The 23,807-nt window shown below is 45.5% G+C and carries 22 protein-coding genes; 14 read left to right on the top strand and 8 right to left on the bottom strand.

Going from position 1 to position 23,807, the window contains the following annotated elements; translation table 11 throughout:
* Positions 1–20: 20 nt before the first annotated feature.
* From ggt to RJ60_RS10745, 3 genes are all read left to right on the top strand, one after another.
* Positions 21–1,703, top strand: a complete 1,683-nt coding sequence (gene ggt, locus RJ60_RS10755; RefSeq protein ID WP_099829952.1) for a gamma-glutamyltransferase — start codon at positions 21–23, stop codon at positions 1,701–1,703.
* A gap of 177 nt (positions 1,704–1,880) precedes the next feature.
* The gene (gene mscL, locus RJ60_RS10750) at positions 1,881–2,333 is read left to right on the top strand and encodes a large conductance mechanosensitive channel protein MscL (protein WP_099829951.1); all 453 of its coding nucleotides are present in this window, start codon (positions 1,881–1,883) and stop codon (positions 2,331–2,333) included.
* Between the two features lie 147 nt (positions 2,334–2,480).
* The gene (locus RJ60_RS10745) at positions 2,481–4,124 is read left to right on the top strand and encodes a S8 family peptidase (RefSeq protein WP_099829949.1); all 1,644 of its coding nucleotides are present in this window, start codon (positions 2,481–2,483) and stop codon (positions 4,122–4,124) included.
* A gap of 46 nt (positions 4,125–4,170) precedes the next feature.
* On the opposite strand, the gene RJ60_RS10740 is transcribed toward RJ60_RS10745, so the two are convergent.
* From RJ60_RS10740 to RJ60_RS10715, 6 genes are all read right to left on the bottom strand, one after another.
* Complete coding sequence (locus RJ60_RS10740) at positions 4,171–4,614, bottom strand: OsmC family protein (protein WP_099829948.1); 444 nt, start codon at positions 4,612–4,614, stop codon at positions 4,171–4,173.
* Positions 4,615–5,005: 391 nt separating this feature from the next.
* Positions 5,006–6,394 (bottom strand): cysteine--tRNA ligase, encoded by a 1,389-nt coding sequence (cysS, locus tag RJ60_RS10735; protein WP_099829946.1) that lies wholly within the window; start codon positions 6,392–6,394, stop codon positions 5,006–5,008.
* Positions 6,395–6,425: 31 nt separating this feature from the next.
* Positions 6,426–7,679 (bottom strand): adenylosuccinate synthase, encoded by a 1,254-nt coding sequence (locus RJ60_RS10730; protein WP_099829945.1) that lies wholly within the window; start codon positions 7,677–7,679, stop codon positions 6,426–6,428.
* Positions 7,680–7,683: 4 nt separating this feature from the next.
* On the bottom strand, positions 7,684–8,982 hold the full coding sequence (gene purB, locus RJ60_RS10725; protein WP_099829943.1) for an adenylosuccinate lyase: 1,299 nt from the start codon (positions 8,980–8,982) through the stop codon (positions 7,684–7,686).
* Positions 8,983–9,352: 370 nt separating this feature from the next.
* Positions 9,353–9,997 (bottom strand): hypothetical protein, encoded by a 645-nt coding sequence (locus RJ60_RS10720; protein ID WP_099829942.1) that lies wholly within the window; start codon positions 9,995–9,997, stop codon positions 9,353–9,355.
* Positions 9,998–10,041: 44 nt separating this feature from the next.
* Complete coding sequence (locus tag RJ60_RS10715) at positions 10,042–10,485, bottom strand: CGGC domain-containing protein (RefSeq protein ID WP_099829940.1); 444 nt, start codon at positions 10,483–10,485, stop codon at positions 10,042–10,044.
* Between the two features lie 137 nt (positions 10,486–10,622).
* Here RJ60_RS10715 and RJ60_RS10710 point away from each other — a divergent pair, with 137 nt between their 5' ends.
* Complete coding sequence (locus RJ60_RS10710; RefSeq protein ID WP_099829938.1) at positions 10,623–11,954, top strand: MATE family efflux transporter; 1,332 nt, start codon at positions 10,623–10,625, stop codon at positions 11,952–11,954.
* 78 nt (positions 11,955–12,032) lie between these two features.
* On the opposite strand, the gene pepV is transcribed toward RJ60_RS10710, so the two are convergent.
* Both pepV and RJ60_RS10700 read right to left on the bottom strand, forming a co-directional pair.
* Entirely contained in the window at positions 12,033–13,418 is a 1,386-nt protein-coding gene (gene pepV, locus RJ60_RS10705; RefSeq protein WP_099829936.1) for a dipeptidase PepV, read from the bottom strand.
* Positions 13,419–13,429: 11 nt separating this feature from the next.
* Positions 13,430–14,434 carry a mannose-1-phosphate guanylyltransferase gene (locus tag RJ60_RS10700; RefSeq protein ID WP_243392323.1) on the bottom strand — a complete coding sequence of 335 codons (1,005 nt, stop codon included), beginning with the start codon at positions 14,432–14,434 and terminating at the stop codon, positions 13,430–13,432.
* Between the two features lie 233 nt (positions 14,435–14,667).
* Here RJ60_RS10700 and RJ60_RS10695 point away from each other — a divergent pair, with 233 nt between their 5' ends.
* Genes RJ60_RS10695 through RJ60_RS10650 form a run of 10 tightly spaced genes read left to right on the top strand, consistent with a single transcriptional unit; the run spans position 14,668 to position 23,803 of the window.
* Complete coding sequence (locus RJ60_RS10695) at positions 14,668–15,048, top strand: hotdog fold domain-containing protein (protein ID WP_099829992.1); 381 nt, start codon at positions 14,668–14,670, stop codon at positions 15,046–15,048.
* Positions 15,041–15,865, top strand: coding sequence for a 3-keto-5-aminohexanoate cleavage protein (locus RJ60_RS10690; protein WP_099829933.1), 825 nt, complete (start codon positions 15,041–15,043; stop codon positions 15,863–15,865). The genes RJ60_RS10695 and RJ60_RS10690 overlap by 8 nt, the downstream gene beginning before the upstream one ends.
* On the top strand, positions 15,862–16,893 hold the full coding sequence (locus RJ60_RS10685) for a zinc-binding dehydrogenase (protein ID WP_099829932.1): 1,032 nt from the start codon (positions 15,862–15,864) through the stop codon (positions 16,891–16,893). The genes RJ60_RS10690 and RJ60_RS10685 overlap by 4 nt, the downstream gene beginning before the upstream one ends.
* 9 nt (positions 16,894–16,902) lie before the next feature.
* Positions 16,903–18,171 carry a lysine 2,3-aminomutase gene (gene ablA, locus RJ60_RS10680; protein ID WP_099829930.1) on the top strand — a complete coding sequence of 423 codons (1,269 nt, stop codon included), beginning with the start codon at positions 16,903–16,905 and terminating at the stop codon, positions 18,169–18,171.
* On the top strand, positions 18,168–18,578 hold the full coding sequence (locus RJ60_RS10675; protein ID WP_099829928.1) for a MaoC family dehydratase: 411 nt from the start codon (positions 18,168–18,170) through the stop codon (positions 18,576–18,578). The genes ablA and RJ60_RS10675 overlap by 4 nt, the downstream gene beginning before the upstream one ends.
* Positions 18,575–19,579 carry a hypothetical protein gene (locus tag RJ60_RS10670; RefSeq protein ID WP_099829927.1) on the top strand — a complete coding sequence of 335 codons (1,005 nt, stop codon included), beginning with the start codon at positions 18,575–18,577 and terminating at the stop codon, positions 19,577–19,579. The genes RJ60_RS10675 and RJ60_RS10670 overlap by 4 nt, the downstream gene beginning before the upstream one ends.
* Positions 19,576–20,949 (top strand): permease, encoded by a 1,374-nt coding sequence (locus RJ60_RS10665; protein ID WP_099829925.1) that lies wholly within the window; start codon positions 19,576–19,578, stop codon positions 20,947–20,949. The genes RJ60_RS10670 and RJ60_RS10665 overlap by 4 nt, the downstream gene beginning before the upstream one ends.
* Entirely contained in the window at positions 20,946–22,508 is a 1,563-nt protein-coding gene (locus RJ60_RS10660; RefSeq protein WP_099829923.1) for a lysine 5,6-aminomutase subunit alpha, read from the top strand. The genes RJ60_RS10665 and RJ60_RS10660 overlap by 4 nt, the downstream gene beginning before the upstream one ends.
* Entirely contained in the window at positions 22,501–23,277 is a 777-nt protein-coding gene (locus RJ60_RS10655; RefSeq protein ID WP_099829921.1) for an OAM dimerization domain-containing protein, read from the top strand. Before RJ60_RS10660 ends, RJ60_RS10655 begins: the two co-directional genes overlap by 8 nt.
* Positions 23,278–23,326: 49 nt before the next feature.
* Complete coding sequence (locus RJ60_RS10650) at positions 23,327–23,803, top strand: diacylglycerol kinase family protein (protein ID WP_099829919.1); 477 nt, start codon at positions 23,327–23,329, stop codon at positions 23,801–23,803.
* Positions 23,804–23,807 lie beyond the last annotated feature (4 nt).

Genomic DNA, 23,807 nt, shown 5'->3' with positions numbered 1-23,807 from the left:
TGTTTAAGGAGGAGAGAAAAATGAGAAAAACCATGTTTCTTCTTGTATCAATACTAATCGCTGGGACCGTCCTGGCATCGAACCCTCTTAACCTTTATGGAAGGGATGCAGAGGGAAGAAATGGAGTTGTTGCGGCCGCAAAACCCGAAGCCTCAGAAGTAGGCGTTAGAATTCTCGAGATGGGAGGGAATGCGGTAGACGCTGCGATAGCTACGGCATTTGCGATAGGAGTTCTGGAACCTAATGCTTCTGGAATTGGCGGCGGAGGATTCATGATAATTAAGCTGGCCGATATGGACGAAGCAGTAGTTATTGATTTCAGAGAAACTGCACCGAACGCTACAAGCCCCACTTTTTTCAATCTTGACGAGAATAATCGCCCAGTAAACTATGAGAGCGTCATCGGAGGAAAGGCCGTCGGGGTTCCAGGTGAAGTCGCTGGCCTGTTGTACGCTCTTGAAAACTACGGAACGCTCTCTCGAGAAGAAGTAATTCAGCCGGCCATAGACTGGGCCGAGAAGGGAATCCCCGTAACAGTTAACCTTTTTTCAATTATTAGCGATAACTACGAGAAGATAATGATGATGGAAAATGGCGTAGACCTCTATTTGAAGTATGGAGGTATTCCTTATGAAGTGGGTGAGACTATTGTACTAAAGGACTTGGCCGATACGCTAAGATCTATCGTAGAGAACGGGAAAGATGCGATATATTCTGGGGAAATTGCCGAGAAGATTGTGGCCGAAGTTCAGAAACGCGGCGGAGTAATGACAATGGATGATCTTGCAAATTATGAAGTGAAGGTTCGCAAACCAGTTGTTGGCACGTATCGAGGTTACACTATTCTGTCAGTTCCACCTGCCAGCTCTGGAGGAACTCATGTGATTGAACTCCTAAATATTATGGAAAATTTCGATGTCGGATCGATGGGAGACAACACAGCCGAGACGATCCACATCTGGTCGGAGGCAATGAAACTGATTTTTGCAGATAGATCAAAATACATGGCAGATACTGACTTTGTAAATGTTCCTCTCGAGGGACTAACTTCGAAAGATTATGCTAGGATCCTTGCTGAGAAAATCGATAAGCGCATTCCACTTGAATCCGTCGAGCCCGGTGACCCCTGGAAGTTCGAAAGCGGAAGCACTACTCATCTTTCTGTTATGGACAGAGAAGGAAACATGGTTGCTATTACAAAATCCATAAATTACTTCTTTGGTTCCGGCGTTGTTGTACCGACAACAGGAATTATTCTCAATAATCACATGGACGACTTCGTAAAAACCCCCGGCTCAGCAAACTCAGTCGAACCTGGCAAACGACCTCTCAGTAGCATGAGTCCTACTCTGGTTATTGATCCTGAAGGTGAACCATATATGGCTATCGGCGCGCCAGGAGGTACACGGATTATCACTACTGTGGCTCAAACGATAAGCAACATCATTGACCACGGAATGACTGTACAGCAAGCAATTCTCGCACCCAGAGTATTTAGGACACAGACTGGCCCGATGTCCATAGAAGGAAGGATATCAATTAACGCTTACAATAGGCTAATCGAAATGGGGCATGACATAACTGTAAGAAACGACTATGATCCCTACTTCGGTGGGGTTCATGCCGTCTTGTTCAACAGAGATATTGGAATACTATTTGGAGGAGCCGATCCCAGAAGAGACGGGCAGGCTGTCGCTTATTGAGATGATGTTTTGGAGATCTCTGAAGCTCAATCGAAAGCAATGCAGAGTCTAATTTTAATAATGGTGTTGGTGAGTAGATCAAAACGAACCGCTTATTAAGAGTGTTTTGGACTTTGCTTTTGGAATTAAACCAGATTATAATGTTTCCATAACTTCACAGTAGAGGGGGTGAGTGGTGTGTGGAAAGAGTTCAAGAAGTTTATCAGTCGCGGCAGCGTCATTGATCTTGCTGTTGGTATCATAATCGGTGGTGCGTTTCAAGTAATTGTGAGATCTCTTGTAGACGACATACTGATGCCAATTCTCGGTCTATTCACAGGCGGCATTGATTTAAGCAACCTATTCATAAACATATCAGGGGAATCTTATGCAACACTCGCAGAGGCAAAAGCGGCCGGTGCAGCAACTATAAACATCGGTCTTTTCATCAACGCGATTATTAATTTCATTATTCTCGCTTTTGTTATCTTCTTGATTATAAGAGCAATCAACAAAATGCGGGACAGACTGAAGAAAGAAGAGGCTCCGGCTGCACCAACAACCAAGACCTGTCCTTTCTGTCACACATCGATTCCTATCGATGCAGTGAGGTGTCCTAACTGTACATCTGAACTTGGAAAGAAAACTTGAGATAATAATTAGCAAAAAGCGGCCTAGCGGCCGCTTTTTTTTGTTTGCGTGTTTCCATTCGTGGTTGTTATCTAAATCGATTTGTCAAATGAATACAATGCTTCAGAGATGATGGTACAATCTTTCTATCTAGATCCGGAGGTTCAGATGCTGCTTAGGAAATTTTTCGCGCTCTTGATTACGCTTTTTATTGTTCTTTGTTTTTCGCTAACGGGATGCATCAAACCCGAGGTTTATTACTCTCTTTCAGGTCAGGTCATTCCTTACTTTCCAGAAACTCCAGTTATCGATAATTTTCAAAGAACTGCGGCATATTCTCCCACGTTTTCCGCTAAAGACATTGAGCAGGGTTTCCTGAGTAATCAATTTGTTGTCCTATTTGATAGAGGGTTTAATTCAGGAATAATCTCAGGCGTTTCTGGACTAGAGATTCTTGATGAGTTCTATTCAAGAGATGGGTCTCTTGGCTATGCAGTTGTGAAAACAAACGATCCATCTTCGTTGTATGGCATTGAAGGAGTTAAATCAATCGAGCCGGAAAAGATTTTCACTCTTCAATCCGAGGAGAGTGTCCCCAACGATCCGTTGTATCCCTATCAGTGGAACTACCCGATGATTCAGATGCCTCAAGCCTGGACAATTGCAAGGGGATCGTCAACGGTTGTTGTAGCTGTTATTGACTCGGGCGCTAGGCTGGATCATCCGGATTTAGAAGGTGTCTTTCTTCCGGGATACGATCTAATAAACGGTGATGATGACCCTACAGATTACGATCCCGTTAAATCCCATGGAACCCATGTTACAGGTACGATTGCTGCAAGAACAAACAATTCTCTCGGGGTTTCGGGGATTACATGGGGAGAGCACCGCACAATTATGCCAATCAAAATTTTCGAAGAAGGAAAAACCACTGATGACATACTCGCTAGAAGCATCATCTTCGCGGTTGATCACGGAGCAAAGATTATAAACATGAGCCTTGCAGGACCGGACTCTCCGGTTGTTGCAGCAGCCATCCAATACGCATCGGAAAATGAAGTCTTGATGATAGCTGCCTCAGGCAATTACTATTCCTCAAGGCCATATTATCCGGCTTCCTACGAAGAAGTACTATCAGTAGGCGCAGTCGACAATACGATGCAAAGGGCAAGCTATTCGAACTACGGAGAACATCTTGACTTTGTCGCTCCGGGAGGTTCGTCATCCTCACAGATATTGAGCACGGGATACTCGTTTGGCGAGGGAAACACTTATTCCGCTATGTCTGGCACTTCGATGGCGGCGCCACATGTAACGGGGCTTGCGGCTCTCTTGATGGCACAAGGTTACGCAGGCAGAGATTCTTCTGGCGAAGAGATCATCAGGAAGATCCTTCGGGAAACGGCCCTTGATCTGGGAGATCCGGGATGGGATCAGTACTATGGATACGGCCTTATTCAGGCATGCGATGCTCTAAATTTCGACGAAGAGCGGAGACCTCTCTTGGTCCAAATCCTCTCCACTTCGGGTGAGGTTCTGAAGGAAGCCGAAGTTGAGGCAGACGGTTCATTTTACGTAAGCGGACTCACGGAAAATTACATCAAAATAAGGGTCTGGAGAGATTTCAATGGAAACAAAGAGATCGACAAAGGCGACCTCCTGGGCTATTACGGCTTCTCTGGCTCCAGTGCAACTACAACCTGGCACCCGGAAATTGAGAACGCCGTGACTCTATCTTTTTTCAGCAGCGGGCATAATGAGCTCGAGACTCCGGTCCAGTTCTTTCCGGTCAACGAATCGTCCGGTTATTAGAATCTGAAAGGGCTCCTCTGAAGGAGCCCTTTCAGATTTATCAGACCTATGTAAGCTCTTTTGCAACCACCCTTACCGGTGTAGAATTTCCCAGGTTGTCAGTGACTGGGCAACGGTCCTCCACAGCCTCGACCCATTTCTTTAGCGTCTCTTCATCTGCGTCGGTATCAAACTTCATCTCTGCGGTTATCTCCTTGTAACCCGCTCTGTCTTCATACGATTTGCCAAACAATCTGGCCGGGTTCAGCGGGCCATAAACATCGATCTCCAGCTTGTCTATTTGAAAGCCCATCTCATTTGCTACAAGATGTCCGACTACATTCAAACAGCCGGCCAATGCGGCCAAAACATACTCGACAGGATTGGCACCCTTATCGTCACCACCGAGATTTGGTGGCTCATCAACTATCATAGTAAAATTCCTTGCCTTTACGGCAACTCGCGTCGGACTTTCCGAAACTGCTCTCACTCTGAAATTCGCATCTGGCATACAAATACCTCCTAATTTGTTATATCTTTCACAAATATTCTAACAGCATGGAGATTCTTCTCAGTTAAGCCGATATAAATTATCAGTTAAATACCCGCAATAATGGCGGACCAAGTCTTCAGAAAGGCAATGAACAGAAGTCCTTTGTCATTTACCTATTGGTTCTGAGTTCATAAACTGAAGTATTGATATCGTACGATATGGTACGGATGGACAGATCGTTGTTTGAAGCGAAAACCATGAAGAAAACCGAACCTGTAATAAAAATCTTCTTCACAAGTCAAAAAACTCTGCTTGAAGACAGATCTTAGGCCAAGATCCTACTGCAAACGTGACATCGAGAAGCGTTGAATTCACGGAAAACTCTTCATCTACCGGTATTCGCTGCGATTCACTTCTTTCTTATTTTGTATCCGTCTCTTTCGTCTAGAACTTCATATCCCTTTTCAGAAATCAGTTTCCTCAGTTCATCTGCTTTCTTCCAGTCCTTGCCCCTTCGAGCCTGATCTCTCTGGTTTGCAAGCTCTTCTACTTCTTCGGGAATTACCTCAGTTTCGATTTCGGAAAGACCTAGTCCAAGAACTCTGTCGAATTCGTTGATCAATGAGAGCTTTTCGCCAGGACGGAGATCCTCGCTGTCTACTACCTTCCACAAAACAGCGAGTGCCCTGGGTGTATTCAGATCGTCGTTTATTGCTTCATGAAATTCATTCAGAAGCACTGAATTGAGTTTACTAACAGGTGCTTCTGATCCCTTCAATTCTCCTATCTTAGTTGTAAGCCTCTTCATGGCGCTTTTCGCTCCATCGAGAGCCTCGAGTGTGAAAGCCAGCTGCTTCTTATAGTGAGCTCCCAGAAGGTAGTATCGATACTCTGCAGGATCGTAACCCTTGTCGATCAGCGTCTGCAAAGTAATGAAGTTGCCCAAGGATTTGGACATCTTCTCCCCCTCGCCGATGACGAGGAATTCAGAATGGAGCCAGTAATTAACCCATTCATGACCGAAAGCGGCCTCGCTCTGGGCAATCTCGTTTGTGTGATGAATTGGAATATGGTCTATGCCGCCCGTATGGATGTCGAATCTTTCACCGAGGTACTTCGAAGACATCGCAGAACACTCGATATGCCATCCCGGAAAACCTCTGCCCCACGGAGAGTCCCACTGCATTGCATGGCTATCGTACTTGTATCGAGTAAACCACAGGACGAAATCAAAGGGGTTTCTTTTATAGGGATCGCTTTCCACTCTAGAACGCGTATTGTCCTCGTCAAGCTTAAGCCTTGCCAGCTTTCCATAGTCCGGCAGTTTCGAAGTGTCGAAATATACGTTTCCACCAGCGACATATGTGTATCCGTTAGATTCTATCTTGCGTATCATGTCAATCATGTCGTCTATGTGCCTGGTTGCCCTACATGTGACAGTTGGGAAGATGATGCGCAATCTCTTCAGATCGTCGAAGAAAGCCTCGGTATAGAAGTCCACTATCTCCCAGACGGTTTTCCCCTCGCGTCTTGCACCGGCTTCCATCTTGTCCTCGCCTTCATCCTCGTCTCCGGTCAAGTGGCCCACATCAGTAATATTCATGACATGATTGACCTTGTACCCGTTGAAAAGAAACATCCTTTTGAGGGTGTCGGCAAAGACGTACGCCCTCAGGTTACCAATGTGAGCGAAGTTATAAACAGTGAGTCCACAAGTATATATGCCCACCTCGCCTTCCCTTAACGGCTTGAAGACTTCCTTTCTTCGTGACATCGTGTTCGTGAGTAGTATTTCCATTCTCTGCCTTCCCTCCTTCCCCAAAACCGGGCTATATGTTCATTATAAGATCGTTCCTGGTTTTCATCTCTTCAGTTTTCGGCCCATATGAGATGTAGTCAATCTCGACACCCGTTTCTCTTTCGATAAAAGTCATGTACTTCAGGAAGTTTATGTGATCAGTAACGGGCCATCCACTAACAGTTTCGTAAATTGGTTTTGCTCTGAAGAAATCATACGAAGTGGAAGGCAATTCCTTTACGACTCCATCGACATCATACGCCACACAGACTTTCACTTCATCCAGTCCGTTCAGTACGTCTCCTTTCGTAATAACGAGGCCCGTTAGACCAGACCTGATTTTTGCATATCTAAGAGCGGGAAGATCCAGCCAGCCTATCCTTCGTGCTCTACCTGTTGTTGCGCCGAATTCCTTTCCTCTTTCCCGCAGTAGCTCACCTACCCCGGAGGCCTCTTCTGTCGGAAAGGGGCCGGCTCCTACCCGAGTTGTGTAAGCTTTGAGAACCCCGTAGACACCGTCTAGTTCAAAAGTAGAGAAACCTACCGAGGATACTCCATGAGCCATACACGCCCCGGATGTCACAAAGGGATATGTGCCAAAATCCAGGTCCAGAAGAACACCCTGAGCTCCTTCAAACAAGACGGAAGTACTCCTGAAGACTCTATACATATCTACCGCACTTGTGAAATTGACGCTGAGCCTTTCAAGCTCAGCTCTAAAACCTTGCAGATAGACCAACATTTCCTCTATAGAGACAGCGAAATCCCTGTTATACTTGCTTCTCTTCATGTGATATATCGCTTCGAGTCTTTGTCTCAAGAGTGCCTCGTCAAAGAGGACGAAGAGCTTCAGCCCCTCTCTCGATGCCTTGTCGGTATAAGCGGGTCCTATACCTCTTCCCGTTGTGCCGATCGGTACCTTGCGCATCTTCTCAAGCAAAAGGTCTTCCTCTTTGTGCCAGGGAAGAACGATAAAGGCTTCGGGATCAAGATAGAATCTACTGGAGATGCCCGGGAAATCTCTTTCCAGGATTTTCAGTTCCTCAATCAACTGCCCGACATCTATTACCATCCCTGCACCAAGAAAGCCCTTTGAATCAATCACAGGATTTATCGAGGGCAAAAGATGATTCACATACTTTTTATCCCCAACATAGATCGTATGACCGGCATTTGCGCCACCGGAAAACCTTACTATCCACTCAAAATCCCTGGAAAAGTAATTGACAACCTTTCCTTTTCCTTCATCGCCCCATTGGGCTCCAACAACGGCCAGTTTCTTCACTCGGTCAACCTCCATTAAGAACTCTCTCAAATACGCAATTAACGTTTCTCAAAAAATAATCAGGATTGAAAAGTCTTCCAATCTCTTCTGAATTCATGAGCCCTGTGATCACTTGATTAGTCAGAACCAACTGTTTGAAATCAAGATTGCCGTTCCAGCAATCCATTGATAACTCCTGTACCAACCGGTAAGCTTCCTCTCTCGACATGCCCTTTTCGATCAAGGCCAACATGACCCTCTGGGAGAAAACAAGGTTTCTGGAGGCCTTGAAGTTTTCTCTCATTCTTTCGGGATAGATAACAAGATTGCTCACAAGATAAACAGACTTCTCAGCCATATAATACAGAAGCAGTGTCGCATCCGGCAGGATTACTCTCTCTACACTGGAATGGGAGATGTCCCTTTCATGCCAAAGGGCGATATCTTCTAGTGAAGCACCTGCGTAACTTCTTATCAAACGCGCCATACCGGTGAGCCTTTCACATATAATGGGATTCTTTTTGTGAGGCATAGCGGAAGAACCTCTCTGCCCCTTCTTAAATGGCTCTTGAACTTCCAGGACCTCTGTTCTCTGGAGATGCCTGAACTCCACAGCCATTCTCTCTATTGAAGAGGCCGTAATTGCCAGCGCCGAAAGAAACTCGGCGTGTATATCCCTCGGGATGATCTGGGAGGAAACAGCGGTCGGCCTCAGACCGAGCTCGCCCAGAGCAATACTCTCGATCTCCGGCAAAATATTAGCGTAGTTTCCAACGGCTCCACTCAGTTTCCCAACTGAGCAACCATCTATAGCTACGTTCAAGCGAAGGATCGCCCTCTCTATTTCAACAAAGAACGATAGAAACTTCAGCCCAAACGAAGTGGGTTCAGCATGTATGCCGTGAGTCCTACCCATACATACTACATCTTTATAGGCAACTGCTTTTTCTTTCAGTGCTCTCGAGAGCTGTTCCAGAGACCCGACAATAAGGCGCCCGGACTCTCTAACGGCAAGCGAAAGGGCAGTGTCCACAACATCGGATGATGTTAATCCAAGATGGAAATAACGGGCTTCATCCCCCATTCCCTGTGTCACGAACTTTATGAAAGCAATGACATCGTGATCTACTTGCTTTTCAATTTCGGCAATCGCTTCCAAATCAATTCTTGCTGCGGACTTCATCTTTTCAAGTGTTCCTTGAGGAATTCGCCCTGTCTTCTCATAGGCATTGACGACGGCCAGTTCCACTTCGAGCCATCTCTCATACTGGGCTTCCAGTTCCCAAAGTTCTTTTAGGGGGGAAAGCGCATATCTCTCTATCATAGTCTACCTCCCATCCAACAGATAATAGTTTACATCAAACCGTCTGCCATTGTTTTTCATATGTGTCATTCCAATGAAAAAGGTTATGGTCAAATCGGAACAGATATGAAGAGAATTGGGAACCGCGTCCGTCTGGCTTCTGCCGGGATTTGACAAAAGCAGACTGGTTATCATATCCGAAGAACCAACTCAGAATGAGATAGGAAAGTGAAGCTTCTAATGGGGGGGCCGTCTCTAAGAGTCAATAAATCAGCCTAACGGCCCATTCAAATACGGCGCTGACTTCTTCACCTTTTGAGATCACAAAGTCAATTATCTGGTCGGCCGTTCTTGGCAATCTGAGAAGGTAATCCCCAACTCCACTCTGCTCTTATATTGCAGTTACACCTCTAGCCTCTCCTCCAATAGCCACTCTTGCAGATGTAAAGCCTCCTATCGCGTAGTTTCTGGCAATAGCTGCTCCTCCCACTGCAAAATCATAAGAAACCGCAAGGCCCCCGCCTGCTAGATACAACGCAGTTGCCAATCCGCCAAATGTAGAGAAAAGACTGGCAGACAATCCACCCAGAGAAAGCTGAAGAGAAAGCGCTACCCCTCCAAAGCTGAAAAGTCCGATTGAAACTCCACCAATGGCCAACACTCCGATTGCCACATTCACGACTGCAATGATGCCTTTTGCAACTCCAAACGGACGCGTATTAATGTGGATGAAAGGCAGGCCTAAAACAGTTGCCTTAGAAATAAATTCATAACCGGCGTGGCCTCCGATACCGCAAGTCCGAGAAAACCTCGTGCGAACCTGAGGGTAAGTCGATTTCCTCTCTTCTATAAATTCTCTGGCATACGAAGCGGGGTTTCCCAGCACTTCAAAAGGATCCCCTTTACCGCTGTCGAAGACCTTGTTTTGGATATCGTAGTTCATTTCTCTTCTAATTTTCTCTTTCGATTCTCTGTCGGCACTGATAGTGCTCAGTGCGCTTCGAATATACTGAGAGATTCTTTTCTCACTAATCATCTCTTCCCCCGGTTTCAGGCCCGACAAGATCGGGAGATTCCGGATCAGTCATACGCCTTCATTATCTCCCTATCCTCTTTCATCAGGTGTTCCGCTTTTTCATACATGTCTGATTTCTCCCAGAATGAAAGCTTCTCGTGGGCGGTGAGATATTTCATTGGTATGGGATGAGTCCCAATCACGACTGGAATCTCATAGTAACTCTCAATGAACTCCTTGAATTGACTTAGTCGTGGACAAGGTGGATAACCCACCACCATTCCAGTTGCGAGATGAATTACTTCGGCTCCGTTCTTGATCATTTCTTGAGGCACGTATTCTACATTTCCCCCCGGACAGCCTCCACAATAAGAATAACCGACAAGAACCAGTTCTTCTTCATCAGGATAAATGGAAAAACCACCCACATGTTCTCTCATTGCTCTGAGACATTTCCCTCCCCCACAACTCTGATACCGACCACAAATGATTATTCCGATTTTCTTCACAGAGACACCCCTTTATAATGCGAAATACTTATTATCATCATTATAGCAACTTATGGTGCTTTTGCTTCTTCGGTCGTACTATTGCCTATCTCGAGAAATAGCTGTATAATTCAACGGTTCAATTTTTGGAGGTCGATATGAAGGATTTCACTAGGCGAATGCTTTCCATTGCGATACCTATAACACTTCAAAATCTAATATCTACCGGCCTCAATCTCATTGACAACCTTATGATTGGACAATTAGGCACAACCGCAATAGCTTCCGTGGGTCTGGTGAATCAGGTGGTCTTTATTCTCAATATTCTCACCTTTGGAGTTTCTAGCGGAGCCGGAATATTCGTTTCGCAGTACTGGGGAAAAAGAGACGAAAAGAACATCGAGAAGACGCTCGGGCACATTCTCTACATTACCATGGGAGCCGCCGTTGTATTCTTTGTGCTGTTGTTCTTTTTCCCCGAAAGAGTATTAATGATCTTCACTACCGATACTGAAGTAATAAGAACCGGCGCGACATATGCAAGGCCAGTAGCCTTTTCAACGTTCCTGACATCATTTTCTTTTATTATCGCGATGGCTTTGAGAACAGTGGAAAAAGCCAGAATCCCTATGTATGTAAGTCTTGTCGCTCTGTCGATCAATACAGTGGTGAACTACGTGCTGATTTTTGGTTTTGGACCGATCCAACCTCTAGGTGTTTATGGAGCATCACTAGCAACTCTCCTGTCAAGATTTGTGGAGTTCGTGATTTTTGTCAATATTGTCTTGCGAAGGAAAACCCCTGTAAGGCTTTCTAAATTCGCCTTCAAGTTCGAAGCTCCTTTTTTCAAAAGGCTTATGAAATATGCTACTCCAGTGATAGTAAATGAGTTTTTGTGGAGCCTGGGCATTACAATGTACTCGCTTGTTATGGCAAGAATGGGTACTGAGTTTATAGCTGCCAGGAATATATCCAGCACCATCGAAAACTTCGGGTTCGTCATTTTTGGCGGATTAGCTTCAGCGACAGTTGTCATGGTAGGAGCAGAACTGGGAAGAAATAACTTCACTCAGGCAAAGTATAACGCAAAGAAGCTGCTTCAGCTTACTGTGATGACCGCAGTGGCAACCGGCCTCATCATCATTCTGCTTTCGAGGATCATCGTGAATTTCTACAATATAGATCAGGGACTCAAGAATATTGTCCTAACCATAATTATCATTGTGGGCATCTCCCAGCCAATCAAAATGTTTAATGCAGTGAACATCGTTGGAGTTCTCCGAAGCGGAGGAGACACCAGAGCAGCTATGATCATCGAGATTGCATCGCTTTGGGGAGTGGGAATTCCTCTTGTGGCCGTCACCGGACTGGTACTGAAATGGCCGCTCACTCTCGTCTACGTCGCGATGATGATTGAAGAACTCTTCAAGGCAATTCTGGGAGTCAGAAGGACTTTGACATGGAAGTGGCTGAAAAACGTTGTTGATTAGCAGCATCCGGGATCAAAAAAAGGCCGAGTAACAATTTCTTCGGCCCTTGATTGACTTGTCACGCAAGCTGCTTCTTACTCAGGTCTGCAAAAACCTAAGGAATAGCTGAGCGTAAATTCTTGCCACAAGAAGAACATCTTCAATCGATATCCTTTCATTTGGCTGATGGGCCAGTTCAACGTTTCCGGGCAACAAAGCTCCGAAAGCCACGGCATTTGGCACTGCCCGGGCATATGTTCCTCCACCAATAGCTATCGGTTCTTCATCATTTCCCGTCACTTCCTTATATACTTCTCTGCACATCTTTACCAATTCCGATTCGGGAGATACATAAAGCGGCTTCTGGTGATGAAAGCTTTCGACCCGGAATCCATTGAAAACCTCTTCAATCTGCGATCTTATCATTGCTTCATTGAAGAAAACGGGGTATCTGATATTAATTACAAGCTTCAGGACTCCGGCTTGAAGCCTGAGAGTTCCCATATTGAGAGTCAATTCTCCAGACATCGAATCCCTTCCGGAAATTCCTAACGATTCGCCATAGAATTCGTAACCAATCTTGTTTCTTATTGTACTCAAAAGCCTCTTCATCTCAGAATCTTCCAGAGGAAGCTCCGCGAGAAGATCTACCAGAGCTGCCAATGCGCTCTGCCCTTTATTTGGGGTGGATCCGTGAGCGGAGACTCCCGTTATCGAAATCTCAACTCTTCTATCCGACTTATTTATCTCTAGTTTAGTATTATTTTTCGGTGAGAAGGAGCGAATTTTCTCTAGAATCTCGTCGTCTGCACCCCTGAGAACTACCTTTGCTGACGAAGCAACCATGTTTGGTGCTTCTCCGGCAGTCAAGTTCTCGATTACCAGCCCTTTCTCTCTACTGATGGCAGGTGCTGAAATCCCGTAATTCACTATTCCTTTCTCCGCAAAAATCACAGGAAAAGCGGCATCGGGTGTCACAGAAAAATCTGGGATTTCTTCGTGCTTGACATAGTACTTCATACACTCCCAGCCAGTTTCTTCGTTTGTTCCGAAAATCAGCCTAATCCTCTTGGAGGGCTTCTTAACATAGTTCTTTACTGCCTTGAGAGCATAAAGTGCTGCAATCATAGGGCCTTTGTCATCCTGAGTTCCTCTTCCCCAGATCTCTCCGTCCTTCACCAGGCCGCTGTAAGGTGGAACTTCCCAACCTTCTCCTTCTGGAACTACATCAAGGTGACCAAGAACACCGAAAGTCTCGCCCAATCCATAATCTACTATGCCTACATACCCATCGGCGTTCCTTGCCTCAAAGCCTAGCTTCTGCGCCAGCTTGATAGTTTGATCAAGCGAATCCCTTACTCCTTTGCCAAAGGGACCGCCATCCACCGGAGTATCCTGAACCGACTTGATTTTAATTGAATCGGATATTGATCTTACCAGTTCCTCCTTCAGGGAAATCACAATTTCGTCAAGTTTTCTATCCACTTTTCTCCTCCTTACACTATTATCTCTTTTATTTCCTGTGACTCTCCTCTTTTGCATAATAGAGTTCCCTCACTACTCGCCACCAAAATATAGCCATCAATGCCGGATATTGCCAGCTTCTTCTGTGTGTGATTGATCAGCAAACAGTTTTTCACCTCTCTTGTTGAGAATTCTCCTTCAATTGCGTTCCCGTTCTTGTCTTTAATTAGCAAATCATAAACCGCATCCCAGGACCCTATGTCATTCCAGTAGAAATTCCCCTGCACAGTAACAACTCTAGAAGACCTTTCCATTAGACCGTAGTCAATCGAAATCTTCGGAAGTCTCTCATAGATCTCTTCGATTTCTTCGGGCCTGTCTTTGATCTCGCAGATTACAGAAAATAGATCGGGGAAGTTCTCTGAGAGCTCTGAATCAAAAACGCTCTTCCTCCAAACAAACATCCCCGAATTCCAAAGAAACCTGCCTGACCGAAAATACTGCTGAGCAGTCTCGTAGTCAGGCTTTTCGTGGAACTTCTTCACCGCATAGACCTCATCGTTTTCATCAACCACATTCCCCCTCTCTATGTATCCATAGCCTGTGTAGGGATGTGTGGGAGTTATTCCTATAGTAACAAGCGATTCGTGAGACTCAGCAAATCTGATCGCCGTCCTTAACGTCTTCAGAAAATTCTCTTTATCTCTTATTACGTGATCTGCGGGAACAATAACCATAGTGTCTTCGGGAGAAAACCTACTGCTCCCGAGAGCGATGGCGGGAGCAGTGTTTCTTCTCATCGGCTCGAAAATCACATTTTCACTCGGGAAGAGAGGCAGATAGTACTGCATAAGAGGATATTGCTCTCTTGTAGTAATTATGATTGTCTCGTCGGTAAGCTCCTCCATTCTTTCGATAGTCTCTTCAATCATCGTTTTGTTTGACCCAAACTTGTGAAATTGCTTGGGTCTTTTTTTTACGCTAACAGGCCAAAGCCTTTCCCCTATTCCCCCAGCCATTATTAGAGTCTTGACCATGCACATCTCTCCTTCCCGATAGATCCGATATCTATAGCATACCAGAAAGGTAGAGCTTTACCCGGCAAAGGCGGAGAGGTAATTTTTCGGAAAAATCGTGTATAACAGAATAGAAAGAGAGACATAGAAAGTATTGTTCGACCCTGTACGCTTCTAATTAGCGCCGGCGAGCTTTGATAAAGTTACAGTTTGAAGGCAAAATAAATGAAGGAGGTGTTGTTTTGGAAAAGACGATGGTTAGAGTGAGAATGAGTCTTCATGATGCTCATTACGGGGGAAACCTTGTTGATGGAGCAAGAATCCTTCAGATGTTCGGAGACGTGGCTACTGAGCTCTTGATTAAAAGCGATGGCGATGAAGGGCTTTTCAAAGCCTATGATAACGTTGAGTTTCTCGCTCCCGTCTACGCAGGGGATTACATTGAAGCAACAGGGGAAATTGTCTCTAGAGGCAACACCTCTAGAAAGATGACATTTCAAGCCTTCAAAGTTGCTCAGGCAAGACCTGATATCAATGATTCCGCGGCTGAGAGCCTTTCTGAACCTGTCCTAGTATGCAGAGCTAGTGGTACATGCGTAGTACCCAAGAACAAGCAGAGGAAAAACGATGGATAAGTTGATAATCACTGCAGCTCTTACCGGTGCAGAAGTCACGAAAAAACAACAACCGGCGCTACCGGTTTCTCCTGAAGAAATCTCGGAGGCAGCATACGATTGTTTTCTCTCAGGAGCGAGCATTGTCCACGTTCACGCAAGAGACTCGTCTGGAAAGCCCACACAAGATCGTGAAATCTATAGAGAAATCATGGAAAGAATCAGAAGCAAGTGCGATCTGATATTCCAGCCATCCACCGGTGGAGCAGTATGGCATAAAGTGGAAGAGAGATCTCAACCTCTTGAGATCAATCCGGAGATGGCGACCCTCTCTGCCGGAACGTGCAACTTTGGAGATGATGTCTTCTTCAATTCAGAGAAAACAATGGAGTATTTCGCTCTGGAGATGAAAGAGAAAGGAATAAAGCCTGAGATAGAGGTATTTGAAAGAGGCATGATAGAAAATGCTCTACGTTTGCAAAAAAAAGGACTGTTAAGAAGCCCAATACACTTTGACTTTGTTCTTGGTGTTCCGGGTGCCTGCCCAGGGAATATCGAAGACCTGATTCACATGGTTAACAATATACCGACTGACAGTACCTGGACCGCAGCAGGAATTGGTAGGTATGAGCTCCCTTTGGCAACAGTTGCCATCCTGATGGGAGGACATGTTAGAGTGGGATTTGAAGACAATATCTACTATAGAAGGGGAGAGCTTGCGGTTTCTAACGCTCAGCTGGTGGAGAGAGTAGTGAGAATCGCAAAAGAGTTGGGCAGAGACATAGCAGCTCCTAACGAAGCAAGAGAAATACTTGGAATTAGGAGGAAAGATAAATGAAGGGATGCCCATTTGGGAGCCATAGAGTTATTGAGCCGCTCGGATTTCTCCCTCAAGCAGCGAGAAAAATTGACAACTCAGAGGATCTTTATGACAATGAAATCTCCGTTGATGTGGAAACCCTTAACGTTGACTCCGCTAGTTTCACCCAGATGAGAGAAGCTTGCAAAGACGATGAATTGGGAATCGCTGCCATGATAATCGATATAGTCAACAATAGGGGGAAGCTTCAGAATCCAGTTACAGGCTCAGGAGGAATGCTAATTGGTCGAGTCTCGCGGATAGGAGAAGCCCTTAAAGACCGTAAATTAGAAGTTGGCGACAGAATTGCCTCACTTGTTTCGCTATCCTTGACGCCGCTGAAAATCGAGAGGATTCTGAAGGTGCATCTCGAAAAAGATCAGGTGGATGTCGAAGGGAAGGCTATACTGTTTGAGAGTGGGATATACGCAAAACTGCCATCAGATATTCCCGCTAAGATGGCCCTTGCAGTTCTGGACGTTGCGGGAGCTCCGGCGCAAGTCGACAAGCTTGTGCAGCGTGGTATGAGTGTAGCAATACTTGGGGGTGGCGGAAAATCCGGAGTGTTATGTTGCTACCAAGCGATGAAGAAATGCGGTGACTCAGGAAAAGTGATTGTAGTAGAATATTCTGAAGAAAATGCGAAGAGGATCCGAGAGCTTAACCTTGCCCATGAGGTAGTTATTGCAGATGCAACAAAGCCTCTTGAAGTTTACAATAAGATTCACGAACTGACAGCAGGTAAGCTCTGTGATGTGGTAGTAAACAATGTGAATGTTCCCAACACTGAGATGAGCTCGATACTCGTTACCAAAAACGAAGGCATAGTTTATTTCTTCAGCATGGCCACCTCCTTTACCAGAGCGGCCCTAGGAGCAGAAGGTGTCGGGAAGGATATTACCATGATCATCGGGAACGGGTACACCAAAGGCCACGATGAGCTTGCGTTGGACATTTTGAGAGAATCAGACAGTATTAGAAGGCTTTTTCAGAAGCTATACATTTGAGGTGGAGCAATGCGAGATTACAGGGAAATTCCAATGTGGAAAGAGGTTACTACTGCTCAATGGAGTGACTGGCGCTGGCAGGTTGCCAACAGAGTGAAGTCGGTTGAAGGTCTGAGGCAGATCATTGAGATCACCGAAGAAGAGGCCCTCGGAATTGCCGAGTGCCTTAGAACACTTCGAATGTCAATTACACCGTACTATGCAACTCTCATGGACCCAATCAATCAAAGATGCCCGATAAGAAGGCAGGCAGTTCCCACGGACAAGGAACTGAGAATCGACAGATGGGATATGATTGACCCACTTCATGAAGATGAAGACTCTCCGGTTTCGGGACTCACTCACAGATATCCCGACAGGGTCCTCTTTCTAATTACAGACCAGTGCTCGATGTACTGTAGGCATTGTACACGACGAAGATTTGCCGGTCAACTCGATAAGCCAAGAACGAGAAAGGAAATTGACGATGCACTTGAATACATTAGGCAAACCCCAGAGGTAAGAGATGTGCTGCTCTCCGGAGGAGATGCATTGCTTGTAGGAGACGAATATCTCGAGTACATTCTTAGCGAGCTGAGAAAGATCCGCCACGTGGAGATAATCAGAATTGGCACCAGGACACCTGTCGTTCTTCCCCAACGAGTGACTCCCGAACTTGTAGAAATGCTGAGAAAATACCACCCGATTTGGATTAACACTCATTTCAACCATCCACTGGAGATCACTCCCGATTCTACGAGAGCATGCGAAATGCTCGCTGATGCAGGAATACCGTTGGGAAATCAATCCGTTCTCCTTCGAGGAGTGAATGATTCCCCCTACATAATGATGGAGCTCGTACACCAGCTTGTCAAAATACGAGTTAGACCCTATTACATATATCAGTGTGACCTCTCACAAGGCATCGGCCATTTCAGAACTTCCATAAGGAAAGGAATAGGAATCATGGAGTCTTTGATTGGAAATACTTCGGGACTATGCGTTCCAACGTTCGTGGTCGATGCCCCTGGCGGAGGCGGTAAGATTAGAGTGATGCCCCAGTACAACATCTCCGAGTCAGATAGAGTAGTCGTTCTAAGAAATTATGAAGGAGTAATCACCACGTATCATGAGCCGGAGGATACTTCCAGCGACGTTGATGACAGTCTCTATAAAGAGAAATACGAGTTTACGGGTGTCTCCGACCTTCTTTATGGAAATTCCATGAGTTTCGAACCCACGACCCTTCAGAGAAGAGAAAGAATTAAGAAGTGGAAAGAAAAGAAGGTGAAGAAATGAGATTTCGAGATTTCTATGAAGGCAAAAGTTTCTCTACAAAGAGAGTGATCACAACAGCTATGGTAGATTCATTTGCCGAGTTGACTGGCGACAAGAATCCTGTTCATACTGACGAAGAATTCGCGAAAAACACACGTTTTGGAAGGAGGATAGCTCACGGGATGCTTTCTGTAGGAATCATCTCGGCCATCCTTGGAAATGACTTTCCTGGACCGGGTTCTATCTACATGAAACAAGAAGTCAAGTTCTTGAAGCCAATCTTTTTGGAAGAGGAAGTGAAGATCACTATCGAAATCCTCGAGAAAAACGAAGAGAAAAAGAGACTACTGGTTGGTACAACTGTCGAGAAGAGCAATGGAGAGAAGGCAGTTGACGGCGAAGCATTGCTGCTCTTCACTGGAGAATGAGACCTCCCATCAGCGTCATAGAATTAACCGATGGAATTGAAACAGTATCCGTGATCGGCCTGGAAAAGAACACCGGTAAGACGGTCGTACTTAATCGGCTGTTGAGAGAGTTTAGAAAAGAGGGAGTCTCTGTTGGACTGACATCAACGGGACTTGAAGGTGAGAAGATAGACCAGATTTTCCTGAATAAAAAGCCCGAGATCAATGTCAGTAAAGGCACTTATTTCGCAACATCCGAGAAGGACTTCCACAACCGACGGTTTTCCGCCACTGTGTTAGACCTGAGGGATTACAGATCCCCTCTCGGCAGAACGGTCTTCGCAAGAGCAGAGACTGCTGGCGAAGTAATAATTTCGGGGCCATCTATTCTGGACTATCTGTGCGAAACTGTAAAGACGTTGAAATCCTATGGCTGTGATAAGGTTCTTATAGATGGTTCTACATCGAGACTTAGCCCCGGAGCTCCACGAATATCGGACGGATTAATCCTTGCAACCGGTGCCGCTCTGTCGATGAACTTAGAAGAATTAGTAAGAAAGACACGTTTTGCGGTGAAGCTGATCTCTCTTCCCGGTGCAGAAAGAGAGCTCCGAAATCGCCTACTCCCCCTCGAGATCGGTGTATGGATAGATGATAATGGGGTCTTTGAAAGACTATCCTCCTCATCCTTGACAGCATCGTACTCAAGCACAGATACTGTGGGGAAAACAATCTACATAAACGGATCACTGACATCTTCCGTTTTGCTTCGTCTTGCAGAACCCGGAACGAGAGTAGTAATTAGAGATTTTTCATGTATTTTCGTTGACGAACAGACTCTCGTGAAGTACGAAAGATCCGGAGGAAGACTTGAAGTTGTTTATCCAGCCAATCTCATCGCGGTAACGGTGAACCCTTATTCGCCAACAGGTTTCAGTGTCAAGTCAAGAGAGCTTGTAGAAGCCCTGGAGAAGTTTGTCAGTGTTCCCGTAATCGATGTTCTGGAGGAGACGGCAAATTGAAATACCTTGACTGCGGATTTGAATACATAATCTCTCTCATTGAGCCAATAACACCTATTGGAAGAGAGGCGCTGCGCAACCTCACCTTTCTTACCACCAGAAAGTCAATAGAAGAAATTCACAGAAGGCAAGAGGAGATTCTCAAGAAGGAAGAGATCGTACCTTCACTTAAGCGAATTTTATCAAGGATCCGGGATGTTAGGGGGACAATCTCAAACCTCTCCGGTGGAAATTTGCTTGAGGATATAGAGCTCTTTGAAATCAAGAGCTTCACTTACTGGTGCGAAAAGCTTAGGGAAGAACTAGGCACTTGCGGCTCATGGATGCAACTCCCATGCCTTTCGCCCGTATTTTCAATTCTAGACCCTGATAATTCCCAAACAGAGAGCTTCTATATCTCCAATAACTTCGACGATGCACTCGGTGAGGTTAGGGAGGAGCTTCACAGGTTACAGCGAATAGGTGGAGAACATACCAAGAGTCTTGATGAACTTGTTCAGAAGAACTTCGAGATTGAGAGGAGGGTGAGAGCCGATCTTTCGGATAGACTAAGAGAGTATCGTGACGTCCTCGAGGAAGCGATTAACAAGACCGGAAACATAGACCTAGTAATCGCTCTCACCGATCTGAATAAGAAGCTAGGCTTGAGGAAACCAGAAATCTCTTCTGGAGAGTATGAGTTCGAAGACCTCTTCAATCCAGAGATATCCGAGAGCCTCAGAAAAAAGGGGAAGGAGTTCCAGCCATTTTCAGCAAACTTTGGACGAAAGGTTGTCATCGTTGGCGGTAACATGACCGGGAAATCCGTTCTTCTCAGGAGTGTCGCTCTTCTTCAAACAATGTTTCAGTACGGTCTCTTTGTTCCTGCAAATAAAGCTTTTATTCCCGTGTACGAGTCGGTGGTTTATTTCAGCGGGGACAAACAGTCTTTCACCGATGGTCTGTCGTCGTTTGCGGGAGAAATTCAACACCTGAAAGAAGCAATCGAGATAGTTCAAGCGGAAATCGCGGGCCTGTTCCTGTTCGACGAGATCGGTCGGAGCACTAATCCTGTTGAAGGTCCCGCTTTCTTGATAGCCTCTGCCGATTATCTCGGTCGCAACCCCAAGTGCCGCTCCATTTTCACATCTCATTACGAGGAGGCACTCCAAATCAACTCCGCCCAGTTATTTATGATTAAAGGTGTTGATCACCACAGAATTGAAACCGAAAGAGACAGGGAGATTTCTTACTACGTTGACCACTCACTTATAGAAATGAGGGACAAAGTAATCTTTCCGAAGGAGGCTATTGCAATCGCCCGTATTATGGGACTTGACAAAAAATTCATAGAGCTGATAAAAGGCAATATCGTGGGAGGCTGTGAATGAAAGGAAAACTGAACTTAGACTGGAATAAAGTAGAAGAAGCGCGGAATTACTCTCGAAAGATAGCTGATGCAGTGCACAATTTCGTCAACGAACATACTACAGTTAGTGTAGAGAGAGCAATATGTAGGCTTCTCGGGATAGATGGAGTCGATGAGTACGGTGTTCCAATGTCAAACGTAGTTGTCGATCACCTCAAATCCGCGAACCTATTAAGCGAAGGCGCAGCATACGCAATAGGCAATGCCATACTCGTAACCGGTCTCTCTCCACAGAGAATTGCTGAGGAGATCTCACATGGCAGACTTGACCTGAGAAGTCTCGGTTACCGACCTGAAGTCGAAGTCTTTGGAGCTATCGACGGTTTAGTGGAAGAGACAGTTGAGAAGATTCGCTTGAATCGAGTTAAGCGCGACTCTCTTATACAGGAACTGGGTGAAGGCAAGAAACCTTATCTCTATGTGATAGTAGCAACTGGAAACATTTATGAGGATGTGGTTCAAGCAAGGGCGGCAGCAAGGCAAGGCGCCGACATAGTAGCAGTAATCAGATCGACGGGGCAGAGCCTTCTGGATTATGTCCCCTTTGGACCGACAACGGAAGGTTTCGGTGGAACATACGCCACTCAAGAGAATTTCAGAATAATGCGGTCTGCGCTTGATGAAGTTGGAGAAGAAGTAGGAAGATATATCAGGCTCTGTAATTATTGCTCCGGACTTTGCATGCCGGAAATTGCGGCAATGGGAGCTATTGAAAGACTTGATGTCATGCTGAACGATGCCCTTTACGGTATCTTGTTCAGAGACATAAACATGAAGAGGACCATAATCGACCAATACTTTTCAAGGGTCATTAATGGATTCGCCGGAGTAATAATCAACACCGGTGAAGATAACTACCTGACTACTGCCGATGCCTATGAAGAAGCCCACACGGTACTGGCTTCCCAGTTCATAAACGAAAGGCTGGCATTAATGGCAGGTATTCCCGAGGAACAGATGGGTCTTGGGCACGCTTTTGAAATGGATCCCTCAATAGAAAACGGCTTCCTGTACGAACTTGCTCAAGCGCAGATGAGCCGGGAGATATTTCCGAAGGCGCCACTGAAATACATGCCTCCTACAAAGTTCATGACAGGAAACATCTTCATGGGTTACGCTCAGGATACTCTTTTCAATGTGATTTCCATCATGACTAATCAAGGCATTCAACTCCTTGGAATGCTTACTGAAGCGATTCACACTCCCTTCATGAGCGACAGGTACCTTGCAATTGAAAACGCACGGTACATATTCAATAACCTGCGAAATCTTAGTGATGAGATAGTATTCAAAGAAGATGGCATAATCCAGGAAAGAGCTTCCAGAGTGTTAGATGAAGCCGTGGATCTACTGAAGGAAATTCAATCAGTAGGTTTGTTTGAGACACTAGAGAAGGGGACTTTTGCAAACATAAAGCGATCACTCCACGGCGGAAAAGGACTGGAGGGAGTCGAAAAAAAGGGAAACAGCTACAGGAATCCATTTATCGAGAAGATGCTTGGAGGGAGTTATGATGGATAAAAACTCATACAAAAAGAATGAACTTCCTGCTGCAGTAGATCTCACCAGGATCACTCCCTACGGAGACACGATGAACGACGGCAAAGTTCAGCTCAGCTTTACTCTTCCTCTACCTGGAGGTCCCGAGGCCGATGAGGCTGCCAGATTATTGATGCGAAAGATGGGCCTAAAAAATCCTCAGATCTCATTTTCAAGAGAGATGACGACCGGATTCACTTTTTTTGTAGCATACGGAGAATCCTCCCATTCAGTTGACTACACTTCTATTAGAGTTCCCAAGATAGCAATGGAGAAACTGTCTATGGAGGAGATCGACAGGTTCATTGAAGAGCGGATAGGGAGAAAGGTAGTTGTGGTTGGAGCTAGCACAGGAACGGACGCTCACACTGTTGGCATTGACGCAATAATGAATATGAAAGGCTTTGCAGGTCACTATGGGTTGGAACGATACAGGAACATAGATGCTCACAATCTAGGTAGCCAGGTCCAAAACGAGGAGTTGGTAGCAAGGGCAATTGAACTAAATGCCGATGCTATTCTGGTATCTCAAACTGTAACTGCCAAGAACGTTCATCTGAAGAATATGACTGCCCTTGTGGAGCTTCTTGAAGCGGAAAACATTAGGAAGAAGATCGTTTTGGTGGCAGGTGGAGCAAGAATAACTCATGAACTGGCAAAGGAATTGGGATACGATGCGGGATTCGGGCCAGGCACTTTTGCTGAAGATGTAGCAAGTTTCATTGTCCACAAACTCGAGTCTGTGGTCTGATAACTTGTGATAGAATCTACCATCGTAGCTTAAGCGGAGGTAAGGTGTTTTGAATACGCTCGTAGTAGTTAATCCAAATGCCAGTCATGGTCAAGCAGGCCGTGAGTTTGAAAGCTACATCTCCGAACTGATTCGCGAAAAACTTGGTGATTATGACCTACACATAACGACGGGTATAGGTGATGCTCTGCAGTTTGTGGCTCTTAACAGCGGCTACGAGAGAATAATAAGTGTTGGCGGAGACGGGACTCTGAATGAGGTCATAAACGGAATGAAAGCTGGCAATTCGGGAGCTTCTATCGGCATAGTCGCCGTTGGCTCAGGGAATGATCTCGCGAGAGCCATAAACCTTGAACAAGACTACAGAGAAATGGTGAAAATAGCATCTGGAAAGAGAATTCGCGAGATCGACCTGCTAAGGGTAAACTTCAAAGATTTCAACGGCACTAATTCAACTAGATATGCAGTAAACGTTGTTGGAGCAGGTTTCGATGCGGCAATCACTAACCTGAAGTTCCCGAACTGAGCAA

This window comes from Mesotoga sp. B105.6.4 (genome assembly GCF_002896535.1).
GTDB lineage: Bacteria > Thermotogota > Thermotogae > Petrotogales > Kosmotogaceae > Mesotoga.
Note: the sequence above shows the minus strand (reverse complement) of the source record. Positions and strands in the feature narration are given on the sequence as shown.

Excerpts from the sequence above, each read along its gene's own strand:
- RJ60_RS10660 (WP_099829923.1), top strand. The coding sequence starts at position 20,946 with ATGAAAGGAAAACTGAACTTAGACTGGAATAAAGTAGAAGAAGCGCGG.
- RJ60_RS10710 (WP_099829938.1), top strand. The coding sequence starts at position 10,623 with ATGAAGGATTTCACTAGGCGAATGCTTTCCATTGCGATACCTATAACA.
- RJ60_RS10670 (WP_099829927.1), top strand. The coding sequence starts at position 18,575 with ATGAGACCTCCCATCAGCGTCATAGAATTAACCGATGGAATTGAAACA.
- cysS (WP_099829946.1), bottom strand. The coding sequence starts at position 6,394 with ATGGAAATACTACTCACGAACACGATGTCACGAAGAAAGGAAGTCTTC.
- RJ60_RS10720 (WP_099829942.1), bottom strand. The coding sequence starts at position 9,997 with ATGATTAGTGAGAAAAGAATCTCTCAGTATATTCGAAGCGCACTGAGC.
- RJ60_RS10675 (WP_099829928.1), top strand. The coding sequence starts at position 18,168 with ATGAGATTTCGAGATTTCTATGAAGGCAAAAGTTTCTCTACAAAGAGA.
- RJ60_RS10700 (WP_243392323.1), bottom strand. The coding sequence starts at position 14,434 with ATGGTCAAGACTCTAATAATGGCTGGGGGAATAGGGGAAAGGCTTTGG.
- purB (WP_099829943.1), bottom strand. The coding sequence starts at position 8,982 with ATGATAGAGAGATATGCGCTTTCCCCCCTAAAAGAACTTTGGGAACTG.
- RJ60_RS10695 (WP_099829992.1), top strand. The coding sequence starts at position 14,668 with ATGGTTAGAGTGAGAATGAGTCTTCATGATGCTCATTACGGGGGAAAC.
- RJ60_RS10745 (WP_099829949.1), top strand. The coding sequence starts at position 2,481 with ATGCTGCTTAGGAAATTTTTCGCGCTCTTGATTACGCTTTTTATTGTT.
- ggt (WP_099829952.1), top strand. The coding sequence starts at position 21 with ATGAGAAAAACCATGTTTCTTCTTGTATCAATACTAATCGCTGGGACC.
- RJ60_RS10685 (WP_099829932.1), top strand. The coding sequence starts at position 15,862 with ATGAAGGGATGCCCATTTGGGAGCCATAGAGTTATTGAGCCGCTCGGA.
- ablA (WP_099829930.1), top strand. The coding sequence starts at position 16,903 with ATGCGAGATTACAGGGAAATTCCAATGTGGAAAGAGGTTACTACTGCT.
- RJ60_RS10690 (WP_099829933.1), top strand. The coding sequence starts at position 15,041 with ATGGATAAGTTGATAATCACTGCAGCTCTTACCGGTGCAGAAGTCACG.
- RJ60_RS10740 (WP_099829948.1), bottom strand. The coding sequence starts at position 4,614 with ATGCCAGATGCGAATTTCAGAGTGAGAGCAGTTTCGGAAAGTCCGACG.
- RJ60_RS10655 (WP_099829921.1), top strand. The coding sequence starts at position 22,501 with ATGGATAAAAACTCATACAAAAAGAATGAACTTCCTGCTGCAGTAGAT.